This is a genomic window from Pseudomonas sp. W4I3 (genome assembly GCF_030816195.1).
Classification (GTDB): Bacteria; Pseudomonadota; Gammaproteobacteria; order Pseudomonadales; family Pseudomonadaceae; genus Aquipseudomonas.
On record NZ_JAUSXS010000001.1, the window covers coordinates 2919304 to 2937820 of the forward strand.

Consider the following 18517-nt stretch of genomic DNA (forward strand, 5'->3'; position numbering starts at 1 on the left):
GATTGATGCGTTGGCGGCTCGCAAGAGTCGCCAGTGTTTTCGCTCGTCCTGAATTTGGAATATACCCATGGCTCATTCATTGAACACTCCAGTAAAACTGGGGCATCACACCTTGAACAATCGCGTCGTGCTGCCGCCCCTCACGCGCCAGCGCAGCGCCCAAACCCGGCGATATCGCCACCGACTTGATGGCTGAGTATTACCGTCAACGCGCCAGTGCCGGTTTCATGGTCAGCGAGGGCACCCAGATCGAGCCGCGTGGCCAGGGTTATGCGTGGACACCGGGGATCTACACGCCGGCGCAGATCAACGGCTGGCGCAAGGTCACCGAGGCGGTGCATGCCGAAGGCGGCGTGATCTTCGCCCAGTTGTGGCATGTGGGCCGCGTGTCCCATAACGCCTTGCAACCCGACGGCGCCGCGCCGGTCGCCCCGTCGGCAATCCAGGCCCTGCAGGCGAAGGCGTTCATCGAAACCGCGCCGGGCGTCGGCGAACTCAAGCAACCGCCGGTACCCCGCGCCCTGACGGTGCTGGAGATCGAGGAACTGGTCGGCCATTACGCACAAGCGGCGCGCAATGCGTTGGACGCAGGCTTCGACGGGGTGGAGATTCATTCGGCCAATGGTTACCTGGTCAACCAGTTCATCTCGGCCCATTCCAACCAGCGTGAGGATGAATACGGCGGGTCCCTGGAAAACCGCCTGCGCTTTTTGCGCGAGATCGTCGAGGCCGTCTGCCGCGTAGTGGGCCCTGAGCGTGTGGGCGTGCGTTTTTCACCGTTGTTCAGCGGCACCGATCAGGAGCGGGTGTACATCGGCCTGGTGGAAGAAGACCCGCACCACACCTACATCGAAGCGATCAAAGTGCTGGAACAGTCGGGTATCGCTTACGTCTCCATCGCCGAAGCCGACTGGGACAATGCCCCCGTCCTGCCCGACAGCTTCCGCCAGGCCGTGCGCAGCACCTTCAGTGGGCGCATCCTTTATGCCGGCCGCTACACCGCCGAACGTGGCGCACAGTTGGTCGACGCGGGGCTGGCCGACCTGATTGCCTTCGGTCGCCCGTTCATTGCCAACCCGGACCTGCCGCAGCGGCTGTTCAATGGCTGGCCGTTGAATGCACTGAAGGCTGATGGGCTGTATGGCGGGACGGAGGCGGGGTACGTAGATTACCCGACTTACATTCAGCCATAGACCCCGTGCAGCTCGTCAGATGCGGGTCATGGAAATAGACAGGTAAAGTCGCACTTGCTACCGTATCAAAAGGTAATACCTTTGAATAACGGAGGGGTCGCACGATGGCCACGTCTATAAAAATTGACGATGAGTTGAAGCAGCGCATTCAGCTGTTGGCCGGTGCGCGGCAGCGTACCGCGCATTGGATCATGCGCGAAGCGCTCTCTCAGTATGTCGAGCGAGAGGAGGCGCGTGAGAGCTTCAAGCAGGAAGCGTTGTCGTCCTGGAAAAACTATCAGGAAACGGGGTTGCACTTGAGCGGCTCCGAGACGCGAGCCTGGCTTGATACCTGGGGTACGGAGCACGCTTCGGAGCCGCCCAAGTGCCACGACTGATAATCACCGCAACGGCGCTGACAGGGTTGGAGCGCTGTCGGCATTTCCTGATGGAGAAAGACCCGCAGGTCGCCCGCAGGGCCGCCCAGACGATCAACACGCAACTGTTGCGTCTGGAGTCCGACCCTGATGTCGGCCGGCCCTATGAGCCATCCCCCGAGTTGCGTGAGCTTGTGATCGCCTTCGGGGACGCCGGTTATGTTGCGTTATACCGCTTCATCCCTGCGGATTCAGCGGTTGTGGTCTTGGCCTTTCGGCACCAACGGGAAGCCGGATACTGACCCTTCACTCCACCCGCAACACAATCTTGCCGATATGATCGCCACCTTCCATCCGCGCGTGCGCCTGGGCGGCGTCGGTGTATTCATACACCTTGTCGATGATCGGCAGGCAGCGCCCTTCGCTCAACACCGGCCATACATGTTCACGCAATTGATCGGCTATCGCGGCCTTTTCTTCGCGGGTGCGGGCGCGCAAGAGCGAACCTGTGATCACCGCGCGTTTGCCGAGAATGGTCAGCAGGTCGACATCATTGGCCTTGCCGCCACCCAGGAAGCCCAGCATTACCAGGTGGCCGTCCATGCCCAGCGCCTTGAGGTTGTTGTTGAGGTACGAGGCACCCATGATGTCGAGGATCACATCGACGCCTTGGCCGGCGGTTTGCTCGGCGATGACCTCGGCAAAATCCTGTTCACGGTAATTGATCGGCTGCGCCCCGAGCTTGGCAATCGCCGCGCATTTCTCGGCGCTGCCGGCGGTGGCAAACGCCTGGATACCGAATTCCTGGCAGAGCATCAAGGCGGTGGTACCGATGCCGCTGGTGCCGCCGTGGATCAGGGCGCGTTCGCCGTTACAGGCGCCGCCGAGACCGAACAGGTTGGCCCAGACGGTGAAAAAGGTTTCCGGCACGGCAGCGGCTTGAATCCAGTCCATGCCTTCGGGAATCGGCAACGCCTGGCTGGCCGGCACTGCGCAGAACTGTGCATAGCCGCCGCCATTGGTCAGGGCGCAGACCTTGTCGCCGAGCGCGTATTGATCCACGCCTTCGCCCAGTGCGACCACTTCACCGGCCACTTCCAGGCCTGGAATCGGGCTCATGCCGGGTTTCATCGGGTACTTGCCGGCCCGTTGCAGGGCGTCGGGGCGGTTGACCCCGGCCGCATGCACGCGAATCAGGATCTCGCCCGGGCCGGCCACCGGTACGTCGGCGCGACGCGGTTGCAGCACGTCGGGGCCGCCAGGGGCGGTGATTTCGATCAGGGTCATTTCTTGTGGCAAGGTCATGAATGGGTTCCTGTAGCAATGAGCGTATGGGTTGGGACCGTGGCGAGCGGTGGACGGTTCAGCCAGATGATGCCCGAGCAGGCAACGTTTAGCTGCACCCTACCGCACAGGTTTGTCAGCGTCGACCGCGTAAGGACAGCACACACCTGCAAGCCCGCCGTCGCGGCCAGCGCCACACTGGCAGCCGGTCATGTTGACGGACACAGGTGGCGTATGAGCGAAGCAAGAAATCAAGATATCGGGCTGTTGTTTCTGCGGGTCAGCGGGGCGCTGTTTCTGCTGTGGGTGCACGGTTTGCCGAAACTGCTGCACTACAGCGAGCAACTGAAGCTGATCGAAGACCCGTTTCACTTGGGGGCGTCGGTTACCTTGCTGCTGGCGATATTTGCCGAGGTGCTGTGCCCGCTGTTGATCATCGCGGGAATGTGGGTGCGCCTGGCCTGCCTGCCGATCCTGGCGGTGCTGGTGATCGCGCTGCTGGTGGTGCATCCAGAGTGGACGCTGTTCGAAGGGCAGTTTGGCTGGCTGTTGATGATCATCTTCAGCAGCCTCCTGATCGCGGGGCCGGGGAGTCTGCGGCTGGGGCGGCGATTGGCCTGAATTAAAAAGGCCGGGCAAACCCTGATGCCAGTCATCCAGGGCTTTTTTTGTAGGAGCGAGCTTGCTCGCGAAGAACTCAGAGCCGCCGCGTTTATCCAGAATGAACGCGTTGCCTGGGCGTTTTTCGCGAGCAAGCTCGCTCCTACAGGGATTACTCAGCGGTTCAGGAACGCCAGCAGGTCTTCATTGAGCGCTTGGGCGTGGGTCACGGCAAACCCGTGCGGCGCGTCCTTGTACACCTTCAGTTCGGCGCCCTTGATCATCTGGGCGGCAACCTTGCCGGTGGTTTCGAACGGCACGATCTGGTCGCCGTCACCGTGGATGACCAGGGTCGGCACGTCGATCTTGGCCATGTCCGGGCGGAAGTCGGTCTGGGAGAAAGCGGTCACGCAGTCCACGGTGGATTTGAGCGAGGCTTGCAGCGCGATCTGCAGGGTCTGGGTGAGCACACCCTCCGAGACTGTCTGGCCCTGGTTGATACCGAAGAACGGCGTGTTGAAATCGCTGATGAATTGCGCACGGTCCTTGAGCAGGCCAGCCTTGATGCCGTCGAATACGTCGTTGGGCACGCCCTGTGGGTAGTCGGGTTTCTGGCCGAAGATCGGCGTCACCGCACCGAGCAGTACCAGCCCGGCGACCCGTGCGCTGCCATGGCGCGCGATGTAGCGGGCCACATCACCGCCGCCCATGGAGAAGCCCACCAGGGTCACGTCCTTGAGGTCCAGGTGTTCGATCAACTGGGCGATATCGTCGGCGAAGGTGTCGTAGTCGTTGCCAGTCCACGGCTGGTCCGAGCGACCAAAGCCTCGGCGGTCGAACGCAATGGTGCGAAAGCCGCGGCTGCTCAGGTATTCCATCTGGTATTCCCACATATCGGCATCCAGCGGCCAGCCGTGGCTGAACAGCACGGGCTTGCCGCTACCCCAGTCCTTGAAATAGATCTGGGTACCGTCTTTTGCAACGAATGTGCTCATCTGAAACTCCTTTGTGCATGAACGAGTGGGTGAAAAATCCGCCTTAGTGCATCAAGAAAAGCCTGCGCCAAAAGCCGACGCCCGGCTTGTATCGGTGTGCTCGCCTGCGTTACCAACTGAACTTGAGTTCCACGCCCAGGTAATTGCTGTCATGCCCGCCGGCATCGCGCAGGGTCTGGCCAACCGCGTAGTGCACGGCTTCGACCGCGCCGGTCAGGTTCGAGGTGAAGGCGTAGTCGGTGCGCAGCTGACCGTAGGCACCGGTCCAGCGTTCGCCCTGGCCCGCAGTCCCGGCGACTGGCAGGTTGGGCTGGGTGTAGACCGCGTCTGCGGTGGTTTGCCGCCACAACAAGCCGACGGCGGTTTGCACGCTGAGCTTGGCGATGGGCTTGATGGTGATCGACGGCTTGACGTGAATCAGGTTGCTGTAGCCGGTATAGCCCGCCAGGGAAAAGTAGTAGCCGTTGGGGAACAGCGGGTTGAAGGTGCCCACGGTTCCATCACCGGTTTTGCGGTCGCCGGAGGCGATGTCCAGTTGCAAGCCGAGGCGCGGTTTCCACGCCAGGCTGTCGAAGGTGTAGCCGGTGCGGCTGCCGCCGGCCCAGGCGCGGATAGCCTTGTTGCCCACCGAGCCACGTTGCAGCATGGCTTCGATGTCCCAGTCGAAGCCTTGTGCCGCGCCGCCCAGGCGCGCATCCAGCAGCTGACGCGTCTCGTCGCCGTCAGCGTCCAGATAGTGCGCCGCGCTGCGCTCATACACGCCGTAGTAGGCCGACAGTTCATTCGTACCGCCCACCAGACGCTCGACCCGCAGCAGGTGAAAGCGCGCGTCACTGTTGGACTTGTCATCGAAATGCCGGCCGTCCTGGTACTGCACCGGTTGGCTGGCAATCCCGATAAAGCGCCAATTCGACGTTTCCCAGTCGGCCCACAACGCATCGAACGACTGCCGCACATTCGGGCCGTCCCGTGACGAAATGAAGCGCTGCAAGTCGAAGGCAAAATCCTGACGGCCGATACGGCTCTTAAACGTGCCGTTGCTGAAGGTGTTCACGTACTCGGCAAAGGCCAGGCGCACATCCACGCGGTTCTGATCGGCGCCACCGACGGTGGTCTTGTCATAGGCGCGCACGTCTTCGAGCTGGGTGAACACGCGCCAGTGCTCATTCAAGTGCAGGTCGGCGTGAACCTGGAAGCGCTGGATCAGGTAGCGATCACGGGCCACGTTCTTCACGCCGAAACCGCTGGCGTCATTCATCTCGAAGCGCTCGCGCAAGGTCGCGCCCAGGGACAGGTAGGTGAACGGGTTGGCGCCCGACAACGGGATGTACTTGAGGTTATCCAGCGGCTGCGTGCGCAGCGCCGGATCCTTGAGCACCGACCAGTCTTCCTGCCAGCGGTTGGCCTTGATCGCCGGTCGGCTCGGTTGATCGTCGGCATGGACGCCACCGACGAGCAGCGGCCACAGCACGGCCAGGCTCCAGCCTGTGTGACGAATCATTTTGCCGCGGTGAGCTGGTGAATTTCCGCGACATAACCGCCGGGGAATTCGACCAGTGCACTGCGCCGGCCTTTGCTGTCGAACGCCGGCACCAGCACCTTGGCCCCGGAAGCGTTGGCCTTGCCGAGGGTGGCGGCCAGGTCGCTGACCTGATAACCGGTGGTGTCGTGGCCGAACGGGTAGGGCAGTTGGCCGTTGGTGACCAGCACCGCCATGCGCCCGAAGGCTGACTCGATCTCGACGCGACGATAATTGCCGTTCGCCTGGCCCACATCGGCCGCAGGGGCGTGCTTGTCGTCGCTCACGATTTTGCCGTGGGAGAAACCGAGAAACGCCTTTATAAAGCGCTCGGCGCTGTCGTTGGACACGTACACGCGGTTTTCCGGAACGGTCTCGAACGCCGCGTAATCCGGGGTCTTGGTGTGCCAGTAGAGCTGCATGTTCACACCGCCCGGCCACTGCACCACGGCGTCACGACCGATGGGGTCGGGAAAATCGCTGACGATCACATCGGCGCCATTGTCCCGCGCCGCCTTGAGGGCCACGTCCATGTCCTTGACCAGATAGCCGTTGCGCTCCTGGCCGAACGGGTGTGGCACGGGCGTGGTAAAGCCGAACAGCGAAACCGTGCCCGCCGGGGTCTGCAGCAATTGCGAGGTGGTGCTGCTCGGCACCGGCAGCACATTCACCGCCACCTGGGGCGTGCTCTTGCCGCCGAACGTGGCCAGGAAGCTCTGGGCGAAACGGTCGACATCGGCCGGCGCGACATACACATGGCTGGTGTCGTATTGCGGCGCGACCGCTACGCTTGGGGTGGCCGCCAAAGCGCTGTTCATCACTGCGCTTGCCAACAGCGTCAATGCCACGGATATCTTGATTGCTTTGTTACGCATGCCCATTCTCCAGCGCTTCTACGGGTTCGAAAGCCGTGAGGTTAGGGCGCGGGGGGCAGTGGGAATTGTACGGACGTGCTCGGTTGAACGTTTCAGCGGCCAGGCATGTCCACCGAACTCTTCCGTCAGATCACACAGGTGAACGAAATGGCCAAGACTTACAGCTATGCCGCTCGGGACTCCAAGGATTCGCTCAAACCCTTTACTTTCGAGCGCCGCGCCCCCGGCGCGGATGACGTACAGATCGACATTCTGTATTGCGGCGTGTGCCATTCAGACTTGCACACGGCCCGTAACGAGTGGAACAACACCCTTTACCCGTCGGTGCCCGGCCATGAAATTGTAGGCCGTGTGACGGCAGTGGGCGCCAATGTGAAGAAATTCAAGGTGGGTGACCTGGCGGGCGTTGGCTGCATGGTCGACAGCTGCCAGCACTGCGCGTCCTGCGCCGAGGGTGAGGAGCAGTATTGCGAGAACGGCTTTACCGGGACCTATAACGGGCCTCTGTTCGGTGGCGAGAACACCTACGGCGGCTATTCGGACAACATTGTGGTCAAGGAGCAGTTCGTACTGCGTATTTCCCACGACGACTCGAACCTGGCGGCGGTGGCGCCTCTGCTGTGTGCCGGGATTACCACGTATTCGCCGCTGCACCACTGGAAGGTTGGGCCGGGCAAGAAGGTCGGGGTGGTCGGGCTTGGGGGGCTTGGGCACATGGCGGTGAAGATTGCTCATGCGATGGGGGCGCATGTGACGTTGTTTACCACGTCGCCGAACAAGCGTGAGGATGGGTTGCGCTTGGGGGCTGATCAGGTGGTGGTGTCGAAGAATGCCGACGAGATGGCCAAGGTGGTCAACAGCCTGGACTTTATTCTCAACACGGTGGCTGCGCCGCATGATCTTGATGCGTTTGTCAGTTTGCTCAAGCGGGATGGGACGATGACGCTGGTGGGGGCTCCGGACAGTCCGCATCCTTCGCCTGCGGTGTTCAACTTGATCTTCAAGCGTCGCAGTTTGGCGGGGTCTTTGATTGGTGGGATTCAGGAGACTCAGGAGATGCTGGATTTTTGCGCTGAGCATGGGATTGTTTCGGATGTTGAGATGATTGATATCCAGGGGATTAATGAGGCGTATGAGCGGATGTTGAAGGGGGATGTGAAGTATCGGTTTGTGGTTGATATGGAGAGTTTGAAGAAGGAGAGTCGGGTGGCTTGATCCAGTTGGGTTGGATTGAGTACATATCCGTTGCTGCGGTAACGGCTACTTAGGGTTCCGCTCTTACAGCGGGTCACTTTTGGAGGGACCCAAAAGTAACCAAAAGGTCCTCGCCCCACCACTCGGCACCTCGCCCAGGCTCGGTGTGCCCGAACGCAGGCTTGAATCCGTGGGCCGCCGCCATGCGCCATCCATGGCGCAGGGCGGCTAACCCGGCGTCCTGCCGGGTTACCCACGGATTCAAACCTGCGTTCGGCCAGCGTGGTTTGACGGGGCGACCGGGATCAAAAGCAAGAGCGACTCGCTTCGCATCGTAGATAGGCAAGAATCAGCGCCGTACTGTGGCGAGGGAGCTTGCTCCCGCAGGCGCGCGAAGCGGCCCTCGCTCTTCAAGACTGGGACTGCTACGCAGTCCAGCGGGAGCAAGCTCCCTCGCCACAGGTTATTGATTGGCTGAGCGGTCGTGCACCCCCCACCGATCAGGTCGGCTCTAAGGCCGCCTCGCTTTGCTTTTGCTTTTGATCTTAAGCGCCCCGTTAAACCACGCTGGCCGGAATTCGATAGTGATTTGGGGGGTAAACCGGCAGGACGCCGGTTTAGCCGCCCCGCGCCATGGATGGCGCGTGGCGGCGGCCCCCCAAATCACTGTCGGATTACGGGCACACCGAGCGTGAGCGAGGTGCCGAGTGGTGGGGCAAGGGCCCTTTGGTTACTTTGGGGCTTTTCCAAAGTGACCCGCTGTAAGAGCGGAACCCTAAGCCGCCGTTACCTAAATAACGGATATGTACCCGATCAACTCCAATCCAACATCAGGCCACCATGATGATCTTGGACACCAACTCCACCACCGTCTTGGCCTGCAACTTCCTCATCAACCGCGCCCGATGCACCTCCACCGTCCGGTGCGAAATCCCCAGCCGCAGCGCAATCTCCTTGGACTTGAGCCCATTGACAATATGCATGGCAATTTCCCGCTCCCGCGGCGTAAGGTCCCCCGTGCCCTGATGGGTACGGTCCAGCCGCTCGAAATGCCAGATCATCAGCTTGAACGGATCCCTGGGCGTAAGTGTGTAGCCATGGGACTTGGCCCAGAACACCTCGCCGTTGCGATGCTGCATAAAACGCTCGTCGGAATAAAACCCGTTGTCGCTGTCAAGCAACCAGTCATGGCTGCGCTTGCCGATGGCCTGGTAGTCGGCCTGGGACGGGTAGATCAGCAGGGTCAACTGATTGAGCAGCGTCTCGCGGGTGTAGCCGAACAGATTGAGGAACGCGTCGTTGCAGTCGAGCATCACGCGGTTGCTGGTGACCAGCTGCGGAGCGGGGGACAGCTTGAACGCCAGGCGTTCGAGGTCTTGGAGGGGCTGGGTAAACACGGTCATTGGGCATCCTGCCTCGTTGTTCAACTCACTGGCAGACTACTTATCCATGTAAGTAGTTACACGAATTGGCGCGCGACCAGAGGTGAGTCATTGTAGGGAAAATCCGGTTCAAGAATAGAAGAAACTGATTATGCCTGTTGATTGCGTGTCTATCGTTGCCGCTGGTCATTCGCGTTTTGGTCGCCTGGAAGGCACCACGCTGGAGGATCTGATTGTCCAGGTCACGCGCGAGGCCCTCAGCGATGCCGCACTCGATGCGTCGCAGATCGACGCGCTGTTCCTTGGCCATTTCAATGCCGGGCTGGTGCCCGATGGGTTTGCCGCTTCGTTGCTGCTGCAGGCCGACCCAGGGTTGCGCTTCAAGCCGGCCACGCGTTGTGAGAACGCCTGTGCGTCCGGTTCGGCGGCGATCCAGGCCGGGGTCAATGCAATTTTGTCCGGCAGCGCCGAGTTGGTGCTGGTGGTGGGGGCGGAGAAAATGACCCACACCTCAACGGCCGCCGTCACCCAGGCGCTGGCCGGTGCCGGTTACCAGAACGATGCAGCCGAAGCCGGCTTGAGTTTCCCGCAGTTATTCGGCCGCGCCGCTCGCCAATACGCCGAGCGCTATCACTGCCCGCTGGGCTCGATGGCGGCGATTGCCACCAAGAACCACTCCAATGCCATGGCCAACCCGTTGGCGCAGATGCACCGGGAGATGAATTTCGAACACTGCAACAATGTGTCCCAGAGCAATCCTTTCGTGGCCGAGTCGCTGCGCCTCACCGATTGTTCGCTGATCAGCGATGGTGCGGCGGCGATTGTGTTGGCTTCGCCCAAGCGCGCGCGCGCGTTCCGCCGCGATGTGCAGATCCGTGCGATGACCCAGGTCAATGACACCTTGCCCATCGCCCAGCGCGACATCCTGGCATTTGAGGGACCGCAGCGTGCGATTCATTCGGCGCTGCGCGGGGCGAATGTGACCCTGGCGGACCTGAGCTTCGCCGAGGTGCACGATTGCTTCACCATCGCCGAATTGCTGATCTATGAAGCCATGGGCCTGGCGCCCAAGGGCGAAGGGCATCGTGTGCTTGACAGTGGCGTGGTGCGCGCCGGCGGGCGCTTGCCGGTGAACCTGTCCGGCGGGCTCAAGGCCAAGGGCCATCCCGTCGGCGCCACCGGTGTGTCGATGCATGCCCTGGCGTTCCGGCAGTTGACCGGCGAGCCGATTGGCCTGGCGGTGCCCAATGCGGAGTTCGGGCTGGTGTTCAACATGGGCGGCATGGCGGTGGCCAACTACGCCTCGGTCCTGCACGCGCGCCGGTACTGAGCCATGAACATCGCCAATTGGTTGCACGATACCCAGCGTCGCGATCCGCAACGCCCGGCCCTGTTCGAGGGCTCCCGGCAAGTGGCCGACTACGCCACCTTCACCGCCCATGTGCGCCAGCGCGCCGCGCACCTGGTGGACCAGCACGGCTTGCAGCCAGGCGATGCGGTGGCGGTGCTGATGAAAAACAGCTGCGACTACCTGGAGTTGCTCTACGCCATCTGGTGGATGGGCGCGGTGGTGGTTCCGATCAACGCCAAGCTGCACCCGACCGAAGCGGCGTGGATCGCCGATAACGCCGAGGCACGCTTGATCTTTACCGATGGCGGCCGGGTGTTTTCATCGCGGGATCTGCCGGTGCGCTGCACCGAGCTCGATGGTCACGTGCTGCCGCCGAACCGGGGCTGGCCGACCCTGGAGCAACCGGTGCCGCGCCAAGACCATGACCTTGCCTGGCTGTTCTACACCTCCGGCACCACCGGACGTTCCAAGGGTGTGATGCTGTCCCATGGCAACCTGATCGCGATGTCGTTGTGTTACGCCACCGATGTCGACCCGGTGAGTGCCGACGATGCTGCGCTGTACGCCGCGCCGATGTCCCATGGCGCCGGGCTCTACAACTTCATCCATGTACGCTGCGGTGCGCGGCATGTGGTGCCGGCGTCCAACGGCTTTGACGCTGCCGAACTGTTTGGCCTGGCGGCCAAGCTGGGCAGTGTTTCACTGTTTGCCGCGCCCACCATGGTCAAGCGCATGGTCGAGCAGGCGCGACGCCAGGGCTATGCCGGCGAAGGCATCAAGACCATCGTCTACGGCGGCGGCCCGATGTACCTGGCCGACTTGCGCGACGCCGTCGACACGTTCGGCGCCCGCCTGGTGCAGATCTACGGCCAGGGCGAGAGCCCGATGACCATCAGCGTGCTGCCCCGCAACCTGATCGCCGACCGCCAACGCCCCGACTGGGCGACCCTGGCGGCGTCCGTGGGCTATGCGCAGGCCTGCGTGGAAATCCGCATCCTGGATACCCACCGCCAACCGCTGCCGACCGGCGAGCGCGGTGAAATCGCGGTGCGCGGTGCCACGGTGATGCAGGGTTATTGGCGCAATCCGCAGGCTACCGGCCAAACCCTGGTCGATGGCTGGCTGCTCACGGGCGATATCGGGTTTCTCAACCCCGCCGGCTACCTGACCCTCACGGATCGCTCCAAGGACGTGATCATCAGCGGCGGCAGTAATGTGTACCCGCGTGAAGTCGAGGAAGTGCTGGCCCAGCATCCGCAGGTGTTCGAAGTGTGCGTGGTGGGCGAGCCGGACCCGCAATGGGGTGAGTCGGTGGTGGCGTTCGTGGTGACGCGCAGCGGCGAGCCCCTCGACGAAGGCGATCTTACGGCGTGGTTTCTGACGCGCATGGCGTCGTTCAAGAAACCGAAAAAATACGTGTGGCGCAGCGATTTGCCCAAGAACAGCTACGGCAAGGTGCTCAAGACCGACTTGCGGCAGTGGTTGAAAGCAGCGACTATCGCCGCGCTTTAACATGGATCGACAAACAGACAAGGAGTCCCCTCGATGGGCAATCACGCGCAAGACACCGTCCGCAAGCGCCGCCGCGCGTTTCTCGGTGCCACCTCCGGCCACTTGATCGAGTGGTACGACTACGGCGTCTACGGCTTTCTTGCCGTGTATATCGGCCAGGCGTTTTTCGTCTCCGACGACCCCACCACCAGCCTGCTGGCCAGTTTTGCCGCGTTCGCCCTGAGCTTCTTCATCCGGCCGTTGGGCGGGCTGTTCTTCGGCCCGCTGGCGGATAAGATCGGCCGACGCAAAACCCTGATCATGGCGCTGGTGATGATGACCGGCTCCACGGTGATGCTGGGCTTGCTGCCGACCTACGCCACCCTGGGCATCGCCGCCCCGATCCTGCTGATCCTGGTGCGTTGTGTGCAAGGCTTCTCGGCCGGCGGTGAGATCGGTACGGTAACCAGCTTTATTTCCGAGTACGCCGGCCCTGGCCGGCGCGGCTTTGCCACCTGCTGGCTGATGGTCACGGCCGTGCTTGGCCTGTTGCTGGGCGGCGCCGTGGCCAACGGTATGACCTGGGTGCTGGGTACCGACGTCATGCAGGAATGGGCCTGGCGCGTGCCGTTCCTGATCGCAGCACCCCTGGGCTTCATTTCCATGTACATCCGCCTCAAGCTCGAAGACAGCCCTGAGTTCCTCGCCTTGCAGCGCGCCGGGCAAACCTCTCGTGCACCGCTGCGCGAAGTCTGGCAGTGGAAGCGCGCCATCGCCCTGGTGTTTTTCATCATCACCTTGCACAGCTCGATCTTCTACCTGGTGTTGACCTTCGCCTCGACCTACATGGCCAAGATCCTCAAGTTCGACAGCGGCACCACCTTGCTCTACGTCTTCGTCGCCAGTTTCTCGGCCGCCTTCGTCATGCCGTTCGGCGGCGCGTTCACTGATAAATACGGGCGCAAGCCGTTTTTGATGGTGATCGGCACATTGGCGACCCTGGCGATGTTCTGGCTGTTCAAGATGGCCCCGACCGCCACGCCGGCGAAGTTCTTCGCGCCACTGATGGCGGTGGCGATCCTGTTCGGCCTGTACGCCTCGTCCACCTACGCACTGATGAGCGAACTGCTGCCCACGCGCATCCGTTCCACCGGGATTGCCGTGGCCTACAACGTGCCGGTTGCCGTATTCGGGGGCAGCGCGCCGCTGATCTCCACCTGGCTGATCAAGGTGACCGGCGACATCACCTCGCCGTGGTACTTCTATGTGGCGACCGGGGTGGTGTCGCTCATCGCCTTGGTGCTGCTGCGCAAGGAGGATTTTGTGGCCAGCGGCACTCCGGTGTCAGTGCCTGCGGGGGCGGCATTGGCCTGACGGGTGGGGCGTTGCATCGGCGCTCCAACTGCGCCAGGCTTGGTAGCCTCATCCTTTCGGAATGATTTGCGTGCAGGCTACCCGTTTGACCCTGATTTGCCATGCGGCCACGCCGTCGCTGAAACACTCGCGCTTTGCCGATGACGAGTCGCTGCTGATGGACTGGCAAGGCGCGGCGCTGTCTTTGTCGAGCGGTTACGTAGCGTCTGCGCGCCTGCTGTGCGGGCCGGAGGCGCGAACGCGGCAGACGGCGGGTTTGTTCGGTGAACAGCCGCGCATCGAACCGGCCCTGCGCGACGTGGACCTCGGGCGCTGGAAAGGCCAGGCTCTGCGCGACCTCGATAGCGGCGAACTGAACGCCTGGCTCACCGACAGCGCCCATGCGCCCCATGGCGGCGAGTCGGTAGAGCAGCTGTGCACGCGGGTCGGGCTTTGGATGAAGTCCCTTGAGAGCCAGCCCGGTCATGTGCTGGCGGTGACCCACCCGTTTGTAATGCGTGCCGCGCTGTTGTACGTCATGCAGTGTCCCGTCTCGATGTTCTACCTGATCGACGTGGAACCGCTGTCGCGCACCGAACTGCGCTTCAACGCGGTGTGGCGTCTGCGCCTGGAAACTCACGCCTTGGGCCCTGATCATGGCAAAATTCACGCCCCGCACTGAGAGCAACCCATGAAACGCATCCTGATCATCGGCATTGGCGCCGGCAACCCTGACTACATCACGATGCAGGCCGTGAAGGCACTGAACCGCACCGACGTGTTTTTCCTGATGGACAAAGGCCAGAGCAAGGACAAGCTGATCGACCTGCGCCGCGAAATCTGCGAAACCTACATCACCGAACCCGGCTATCGCTTCGTTGAAGCGGACTGCCCTGAGCGCGTGCGTGGCGACATCGACTACACCACCGCCGTGCGCGACCTGAACCGCGACAAGCAGCACACCTTCGAACGCATGATCAACGAGGAAATGGCCGACGGCGAAGTGGGGGCGTTTCTGGCCTGGGGTGACCCGGCGTTGTATGACAGCACCATCCGTATTTTGCAGGCGATCCTTGCCGAGGGCCGCTGTGAATTCGAATTCGAGGTGATCCCCGGTATCACCAGTGTGCAGGCGCTGGCGGCGCAGCATAAGGTGGCGTTGAACCGTATCGGCAAGTCCGTTGAAATCACCACCGGGCGCCGCCTGGCGGCGGGGCAGGCGAGTGATGCCGACACCCTGGTGGTGATGCTCGATGCCGAAGACTCCTACCGCAGCGTGGCGGATCAGGACCTGGATATCTATTGGGGCGCCTACCTGGGCACGCCGGACGAGATCCTGATCAGCGGCAAAGTCGCTGAGGTCGCCGAACACATCCAACGCGTGCGCAAGGCTGCGCGGCTCGCCAATGGCTGGATCATGGACACCTATATGTTGCGCAAACCCTGAGGGATGGTTCCTATGTTCAAACTGCTCGCTCTCGCGCTGACCTTGCTGGCCGGTGTCGCCCACGCCGATTCCGACCTGCACACCGACTTGCCGCTGTCTTACCTGGAGCAGACCCAGGGCGATGCACGCAACCAACCGCTGGTGATTTTCCTGCATGGTTTTGGCAGCAACGAAGAGGACCTGTTCGGCATCAAGGATGCGCTGCCTTCCACCTGGACCTACCTGTCGGTGCGTGCGCCGATGCCGGTGGAGCCGCGCGGCTATCGCTGGTTTACCAAGACCCCCGGTGACGGTGATTACGATGGGGTGACGGCTGATCTGCAAAGCAGCGCCAGGCTGATTGAAGACTTTGTCGGCAAGGCCACCGCCAAGTACCACACCCAAAGTGATCGGGTGTTCCTGGTGGGGTTCAGCCAGGGTGCGATCATGTCCTATGAGGTGGGCTTGCGCAGGCCCGAGCTGCTGCGCGGGATTGCGGCGCTGAGCGGCAGCGTGTTGCCGGTGCTCAAGGCTGAGCTCAAGCCGAATGAGGCGCTGGGGAAGCTGGCGATCTTTATCGGGCACGGCACCTTGGACCAGGCGCTGCCATATGCGTCAGGGACGCGGGCCAACGAGGTGCTCGAAGGCATCGGCTTGAAGCCGCAGTTTCATGGTTATCCGGGGATGAACCATACGATCAGCGAGGCCGAAATCCAGGACCTGAAGACCTGGCTGCAAGAAAGCCTCAAATAAGCACGGTATGAAAAATGTGGGAGGGGGCTTGCTCCCGATGGCGGTCTGTCAGTTAAAGAATTGCTGACTGTCATACCGCAATCGGGAGCAAGCCCCCTCCCACAGGGGGTTTGTGGTTATTTACCAGCGGTAATCTGCTTCACCAGTGCCGCATGGCCCTTCACATCGTCGGCCCGGGAAATTGCCTGGATCACCAGCAGGTGATTGCCCGAGCCGCCGAGGAACGTGGAGTTCAAGGTCTTGCCACCGCCTTGCGTGGCGGTGCTGTCGACCTGGCGCAGGCCAAGGCCCTTGAAGGTCAGTTTTTTCTCGTTGAGTTTCTTGAAGTCGGGCAGGGCGGCGCTCTGGTTCTTGACGAAATCGTTCACCGCGCCATCAAGGAATTTCGCGTCGTTATCCTGGATCGTGACCTCGTCGTTGCGCACGGTTTCGGCGACGATCACCACACTTTTCGTGGTGGCGTTGGCGTACAGGGTGCCTTGGGTATCGGCGGTGCCGTCTTCAGCCTTGCCGGAAGGCAGGACGTCGGCGGTGTAGGCCTTGGGCAAGCTGAAGGTGAACTTGCCGCCCAGGGTAGAGAGGGTTTGCGTGGCCGGTTTGGTGGCGGCAAGTACGCTGCCGGCGGTCAGCGCGAGGGCCAGCAGCACTGCAGTCTTGGTGAAGGTGGCCATGAAGCGCTCCAGAGATGAACGAAATTGCGGCGTATTCTGTCAGAAAATTCGCAATATCGTTCATCTTCAGCCTCACACCTTGTCGGACTCTTCCTGGAGCCGATCCATCTCAAACAACCGCGCCAGTTCCGTACGGGCTTCCTGGGCGCTCTGCATAAGTTTGGCCGCATCGTCATACACCGCGTGCTGCGCGGCGAGGACTTGCTGGTCATGGGTTTTGAAGCGGTCGATGCGCGCGTCGGCCTGGGCCTGGCTCAAACCGAGACCGACCAGGGTGCGGCGGCTCATTTCCAGGCTGGAGTAAAAGGTTTCCCGCACCGGTGAGGCGTCCAGGTCCACCAGACGGTGTACGTGTTGGCGGTTACGCGCGCGGGCGATGATCTTCATGTGCGGGTAGAGGTTGCGCACCAGCTCGGCGGTCTTGATGTTGATTTCCGGATCATCCATGGCGATCACGAAGAATTCCGCCTGGTCGACCTTGGCCGCATGCAGGATTTCCGGGCGTTGCGGGTCGCCGTAGAACACCGGCATACCGCCGAAGCTGCGGGTCAGTTCGATGGTTTCCACCGAGGTGTCGAGGGCGATGAACGAAATGTTCTGCGCACGCAGGATTCGCGCGACGATCTGGCCCATCCGCCCCATGCCGGCAATCACCACGCGCGGTGCGTCGCCTTCGATGGCGCGGTATTCCTCGGGCACTTCCACCGGCTTGGCCTTGGACCTGAACAGCTTCGGGCACACCAACAGCAGCAGCGGTGTCACGGCCATGGACAGGGTGATGGTCAGCACCAGCACATCGTAAAGGTGCGGTTCGAACAGGCCCTGGTCGCGGCCGATCTTGAACACCACGAAGGCAAATTCGCCCCCTGCTGCCAGCACCACGCCCAGGCGCAGGGCGCTTTCACGGTTGAGCTCACCCGCCATGCGACCCACGGCGTACAGCAGGGGCAATTTCAATCCGATCAGCAGCAAGGTCAGCCCGATTACCACCAGCGGTGCGCTGAGCAGCAGGCTGAGGTTGGCGCCCATGCCCACGCTCATGAAAAACAGCCCCAGCAGCAGGCCCTTGAACGGCTCGATCTGAGATTCCAGTTCGTGGCGGTATTCCGAGTCCGCCAGCAGCAGCCCGGCAAGGAAGGCGCCGAGGGCCATGGACACGCCCACCAGTTCCATCAGCCAGGCGGTGCCGATCACCACCAGCAGCGCGGTGGCGGTGGACACTTCGCGCAGGCCGGTCTTGGCGACGATACGAAACACCGGGCGCAACAGATAGCGCCCACCGATGATCACCACGGCGATGCTGCCGAGGATCTGCAGCACGTGCTGTACGCCCTGGGCTTCGGTGGTCGGATGATCGCTGCCGGCCAGCAGCGGCACCATGGCGATCAACGGGATGGCCGCGATGTCCTGGAACAATAGGATCGCAAAGGCCAGGCGCCCATGGGGCTGGTTGAGTTCCTTGCGCTCGGCCAGGCTTTGCAGGCCAAACGCAGTGGAGGACAACGCCAGGCCCAGGCCCAGCACAATCGCGCTGTTCCATGACTGGCCAAACAGCCACAGCGCCACCGCGCCCATCACCAGCCCGGTGAGCAGCACCTGGGCCAGGCCGACACCGAATACCGCCTTGCGCATCACCCATAACCGCTTGGGCGAAAGCTCCAGGCCGATGATAAACAGCAACAGCACCACGCCCAATTCAGAAAACTGCGCCACGCTTTGCGGGTTGCGCACCAGGCCCAACACCGAGGGGCCGATGATCACGCCGGCGAACAGATAGCCCAGCACCGCGCCCAGTTGCAGGCGCTTGGCCAACGGCACGGTGAGCACGGCGGCGAAGAGGAACACCACCGCTACTTGTAACAGGTTGCCTTCATGGGGCATTGAGAACTCCATTGTTTGCTTGGATCAGATGCTGATGCTTTCAGGGCGAGGTGGGTGTGGCCTCGGTCCCTGGGAAAGGGCGCTATTAGAGCGCGTTTTCACATTTTGAAACTTGTATTTTTGATGCAACGGTCAACGGATGTGGCCGTTATCGGGCTGATACGGCCTGGATACCAGATCAGCGAAAAGGGCA

The 18517-nt window shown here is 62.0% G+C and carries 17 protein-coding genes and 1 pseudogene; 11 read left to right on the forward strand and 7 right to left on the reverse strand.

Features of this window, described 5'->3' with window-relative positions; all coding sequences use genetic code 11:
- Nucleotides 1–67 precede the first annotated feature (67 nt).
- The 3 genes and pseudogenes from QF045_RS13545 to QF045_RS13555 all read left to right on the forward strand — a co-directional run bounded on the left by QF045_RS13545 (nt 68) and on the right by QF045_RS13555 (nt 1851).
- Nucleotides 68–1193, forward strand: a pseudogene (locus tag QF045_RS13545) (alkene reductase).
- A 104-nt stretch (nt 1194–1297) separates the two neighbouring features.
- Nucleotides 1298–1570: a CopG family ribbon-helix-helix protein gene (locus tag QF045_RS13550; RefSeq protein ID WP_124386200.1), complete on the forward strand. Its 273-nt coding sequence runs from the start codon at nt 1298–1300 to the stop codon at nt 1568–1570.
- A gap of 26 nt (nt 1571–1596) precedes the next feature.
- Complete coding sequence (locus QF045_RS13555) at nt 1597–1851, forward strand: type II toxin-antitoxin system RelE/ParE family toxin (protein ID WP_306494891.1); 255 nt, start codon at nt 1597–1599, stop codon at nt 1849–1851.
- A 4-nt stretch (nt 1852–1855) separates the two neighbouring features.
- Here QF045_RS13555 and QF045_RS13560 read toward each other — a convergent pair whose 3' ends face one another.
- On the reverse strand, nt 1856–2854 hold the full coding sequence (locus QF045_RS13560; RefSeq protein WP_124386202.1) for an NAD(P)H-quinone oxidoreductase: 999 nt from the start codon (nt 2852–2854) through the stop codon (nt 1856–1858).
- A 213-nt stretch (nt 2855–3067) separates the two neighbouring features.
- Between QF045_RS13560 and QF045_RS13565 the strand changes: the two genes are divergently transcribed.
- Nucleotides 3068–3454, forward strand: coding sequence for a DoxX family protein (locus tag QF045_RS13565; protein WP_306492629.1), 387 nt, complete (start codon nt 3068–3070; stop codon nt 3452–3454).
- A gap of 155 nt (nt 3455–3609) precedes the next feature.
- Here QF045_RS13565 and QF045_RS13570 read toward each other — a convergent pair whose 3' ends face one another.
- The 3 genes from QF045_RS13570 to QF045_RS13580 all read right to left on the reverse strand — a co-directional run bounded on the left by QF045_RS13570 (nt 3610) and on the right by QF045_RS13580 (nt 6822).
- Complete coding sequence (locus tag QF045_RS13570; protein ID WP_306492630.1) at nt 3610–4428, reverse strand: alpha/beta fold hydrolase; 819 nt, start codon at nt 4426–4428, stop codon at nt 3610–3612.
- 109 nt (nt 4429–4537) lie between these two features.
- Complete coding sequence (locus QF045_RS13575) at nt 4538–5929, reverse strand: alginate export family protein (RefSeq protein WP_306492631.1); 1392 nt, start codon at nt 5927–5929, stop codon at nt 4538–4540.
- On the reverse strand, nt 5926–6822 hold the full coding sequence (locus QF045_RS13580; RefSeq protein WP_306492632.1) for a VOC family protein: 897 nt from the start codon (nt 6820–6822) through the stop codon (nt 5926–5928). The genes QF045_RS13575 and QF045_RS13580 overlap by 4 nt, the downstream gene beginning before the upstream one ends.
- Nucleotides 6823–6969: 147 nt before the next feature.
- On the opposite strand from QF045_RS13580, the gene QF045_RS13585 reads away from it, so the two are divergent.
- Nucleotides 6970–8037: an NAD(P)-dependent alcohol dehydrogenase gene (locus tag QF045_RS13585; RefSeq protein ID WP_306494892.1), complete on the forward strand. Its 1068-nt coding sequence runs from the start codon at nt 6970–6972 to the stop codon at nt 8035–8037.
- A gap of 809 nt (nt 8038–8846) precedes the next feature.
- Here QF045_RS13585 and QF045_RS13590 read toward each other — a convergent pair.
- A complete protein-coding gene (locus tag QF045_RS13590) occupies nt 8847–9419 on the reverse strand; it encodes a LuxR C-terminal-related transcriptional regulator (protein WP_124386210.1) in 573 nt (190 codons plus the stop codon).
- Nucleotides 9420–9549: 130 nt separating this feature from the next.
- Here QF045_RS13590 and QF045_RS13595 point away from each other — a divergent pair, with 130 nt between their 5' ends.
- From QF045_RS13595 to QF045_RS13620, 6 genes are all read left to right on the forward strand, one after another.
- Entirely contained in the window at nt 9550–10728 is a 1179-nt protein-coding gene (locus tag QF045_RS13595) for an acetyl-CoA acetyltransferase (protein WP_306492633.1), read from the forward strand.
- 3 nt (nt 10729–10731) lie between these two features.
- Nucleotides 10732–12261, forward strand: coding sequence for a class I adenylate-forming enzyme family protein (locus tag QF045_RS13600; RefSeq protein WP_306492634.1), 1530 nt, complete (start codon nt 10732–10734; stop codon nt 12259–12261).
- A gap of 33 nt (nt 12262–12294) precedes the next feature.
- On the forward strand, nt 12295–13614 hold the full coding sequence (locus QF045_RS13605; RefSeq protein ID WP_306492635.1) for an MFS transporter: 1320 nt from the start codon (nt 12295–12297) through the stop codon (nt 13612–13614).
- Between the two features lie 70 nt (nt 13615–13684).
- A complete protein-coding gene (locus QF045_RS13610; RefSeq protein ID WP_306492636.1) occupies nt 13685–14275 on the forward strand; it encodes a histidine phosphatase family protein in 591 nt (196 codons plus the stop codon).
- A gap of 9 nt (nt 14276–14284) precedes the next feature.
- A complete protein-coding gene (cobF, locus tag QF045_RS13615; RefSeq protein WP_306492637.1) occupies nt 14285–15040 on the forward strand; it encodes a precorrin-6A synthase (deacetylating) in 756 nt (251 codons plus the stop codon).
- Between the two features lie 12 nt (nt 15041–15052).
- The gene (locus QF045_RS13620) at nt 15053–15772 is read left to right on the forward strand and encodes an alpha/beta hydrolase (RefSeq protein ID WP_306492638.1); all 720 of its coding nucleotides are present in this window, start codon (nt 15053–15055) and stop codon (nt 15770–15772) included.
- Nucleotides 15773–15888: 116 nt separating this feature from the next.
- Here QF045_RS13620 and QF045_RS13625 read toward each other — a convergent pair whose 3' ends face one another.
- Nucleotides 15889–16443: a hypothetical protein gene (locus QF045_RS13625; RefSeq protein ID WP_306492639.1), complete on the reverse strand. Its 555-nt coding sequence runs from the start codon at nt 16441–16443 to the stop codon at nt 15889–15891.
- Between the two features lie 72 nt (nt 16444–16515).
- Nucleotides 16516–18324, reverse strand: coding sequence for a monovalent cation:proton antiporter-2 (CPA2) family protein (locus QF045_RS13630; protein ID WP_306492640.1), 1809 nt, complete (start codon nt 18322–18324; stop codon nt 16516–16518).
- Nucleotides 18325–18517: the final 193 nt, after the last annotated feature.